The 3,036-nt window shown below is 37.0% G+C and carries 1 protein-coding gene; it reads left to right on the forward strand.

Annotated elements, in window-relative coordinates; translation table 11 throughout:
* Window positions 1–297 precede the first annotated feature (297 nt).
* The gene (locus tag EAH69_RS13760; protein WP_121935792.1) at window positions 298–2,805 is read left to right on the forward strand and encodes a cation-translocating P-type ATPase; all 2,508 of its coding nucleotides are present in this window, start codon (window positions 298–300) and stop codon (window positions 2,803–2,805) included.
* Window positions 2,806–3,036 lie beyond the last annotated feature (231 nt).

Raw genomic sequence — 3,036 nt, forward strand, 5'->3', positions numbered from 1 at the left:
TAAAAAAAATAAACGTCAGCTAACATAGTATTTAGCAAAAAACGGGCTGAAAGCTAACTTTTTATCCATAATTTTCCGCTCGCAAAATTGCTTATCAAAAAACTTTTTTCTAACTTAGTTTCAGCCAAGCAATTTGCTTGAACGTACGAACTTGAACTTCGTTCAATTTCTCCCCGTTCTTCGCAAATACTCGGCTCGTTACAGGCAAGCGTGGAAAAATGCACTAAAATCACAAAAACGCTTTTCACAGTAATTTAAATAAATCTAACAGTTTTATGTTTTTAAAAAATTAGACTGATGCAGTATAATGTCCCCAAACACATTAAAGGTCTCACAACTGAGGAATTAAAAACCTCTCGAAAAAAATTTGGTTTCAATCAAATAGACGCTATTAAAAAAAATGCGTGGTATAGTATGTTGCTCGATATTTTGAAAGAACCAATGCTGCTTTTGCTTATTGCGGTAACAGTTATTTATATAATAGTTGGCAATTATTCCGAAGCTATTTTTATGTTGGGCGCTATTATTGTCGTTTCTGGCATTTCATTCTATCAAGACAATCGCAGTAAAAAAGCACTGGAAGCGTTGAAAAAATTGAACGAACCGTTAAGTACTGTTATCAGAGATTCAATCGTGATGCAAATTCCCACAAACGAAATTGCCGTTGGCGATTTATGCATTGTCGAAGAAGGAAAAATGATTAGTGCTGATGGCGAAATTGTGCACAGCAATGATTTTTCAGTTAATGAAGCCTCACTAACAGGTGAAAGTTTTTCAGTATTTAAAAGTCAAGAAACCGAAGATAGAAAAATATATAGCGGAACGCTGGTAGTATCTGGTTTGGCCATTTTTAATGTAGAGAAAATTGGAGCAGAAACCAAACTAGGGAAAATCAGTCAATCCATTCAAGATATCAAAGAAGTTCATTCGCCACTGCAAATTCAGATTACCAAATTTGTAAAGGGAATGGCGATTATTGGTGTTATCGTGTTTCTGATGGTTTGGGGATTTAGTTACTGGAAATCAGGAGATATCATACAAAGTTTACTCGCTGGATTAACCTTGGCCATGTCTGTGCTTCCAGAAGAAATCCCTGTAGCCTTTACTACTTTTATGGCTTTAGGTGCCTGGAAATTAATGAGTGAAGGTGTGATAATTAAACGTAGTAGTGTGGTCGAAACATTGGGCAGTACTACAGTGATCTGTACGGACAAAACGGGAACTATTACTGAAAACTCCATGCGACTGAAACTTTTATTTGATTACAAATCAAACAAGGTTATTGAGGATACGCAATTCAATACACCTGAGCTTTCAGAGCTTATTCGTTTCGCTATGTGGAGTAGTGAACCCATTCCGTTTGATCCCATGGAAAAAACACTGCATCAAATTTATGAGCAAACACAATCCAATGATGAGCGGAAGAATTTTCAAATGATACACGAATATCCATTAGAAGGGAAACCTCCAATGATGACGCATCTTTTTGAAAATAGTTTAGGTGAAAGAATTATTGCAGCCAAAGGTGCGCCCGAAGCCATTCTTGCCGTTTCTAATCTTACGGAAAGCGAGAAGGACAATTTACGACAACATATCATCAATTTCGGAGCACAAGGGTACCGAGTACTGGGCGTGGCTAAATGTAATTTTGAAGGCAATCACTTTCCTGAAAAACAACAAGATTTTTCTTTTGACTTTTTAGGATTCACTGTTTTCTACGATCCACCGAAAGCGAACATTCAAGAAGTATTTAAAAAGATATATGCTGCAGGCATCAAGGTAAAAGTCATCACAGGAGACAATGCAGATACAACAAGGGCTATTGCGCATCAAGCAGGAATTATAAACGAAACAGCAGCAGTAAACGGAACCGATATCGTTCATCATACAGAAACCGAATTGATGGAACTTTCTAAAAGCACCACACTGTATACGCGTATGTTCCCCGAGGCAAAATTGGCAATTGTAAACGCTCTTAAAAAGAACGATGAAGTGGTGGCCATGCTGGGAGATGGCGTGAATGATGCACCTGCTTTGAAAGCAGCTCATATTGGTGTAGCGATGGGAAATAAAGGAACAGAAATCGCAAAAGCAGCGGCAGCATTGGTTATTGCAAATGATGATTTAGACAAATTGATCACTGGAATAGCGGCTGGAAGAAGAATTTATTCCAATCTCAAAAAAGCCATTCAATATATTATATCCATTCATATTCCGATTATTCTAACGGTTTCTTTACCCTTGTTTTTGGGTTGGATATATCCGCATATTTTCACACCGGTACATGTTATTTTCTTGGAGCTAATAATGGGGCCAACCTGTTCTATTGTCTATGAAAATGAGCCGATGGAAAAAAATACAATGCTAGAGAAACCACGTAAAATGACCGAGACATTCTTGAGCTGGAAAGAATTAAGCATTAGTATTATTCAGGGATTGGCCATTACCGCAGGCGTTCTAACTGCATATCAGTATGCGGTACAAAACGGTAGTAATGAAGCAACTACACGTTCAATAGTTTTCACAACTTTAGTATTTGCAAATGTGTTTTTGAGTATGGTTAATCGCTCATTCATTTACAGTGTATTTGATAGTTTTAAAAATAAAAATAGATTGTTCCCATTAATACTTGGAGCATCTTTGGTTTTACTTATTGCAATACTCTATATTCCGCCATTCGCTTCTTTCTTTCAATTGAGTAGTATTAATTTCCAGCAATTCTTAATCTCAATTTTAATTGCTGCCGTGTCGGTGTTGTGGGTCGAAGTTTATAAATGGGTTAAAAGGTTGAAAATAAATAGCTAAAATTACACAGTTAACGAAAACGCCAGCCTGTAACATGGTATTACCAAAAACGGGCTGAACGGCTTCGGTTGAACATTTGTGCAAGGTTCAACTTTCGTTCTTCGATTGAACTTGCGTTCAATTTCTCTCCCGTTCTTCGCAAATACTCGGCACGTTAGGCGTAATAAAAACGCGGGTTCAGAAAACTAATGCAACACTATAAATTATTAATTTAGTGTTGTTATGAGCCAA

The sequence above is a fragment of the Faecalibacter macacae genome, from assembly GCF_003687725.1.
Taxonomy (GTDB): domain Bacteria; phylum Bacteroidota; class Bacteroidia; order Flavobacteriales; family Weeksellaceae; genus Empedobacter; species Empedobacter macacae.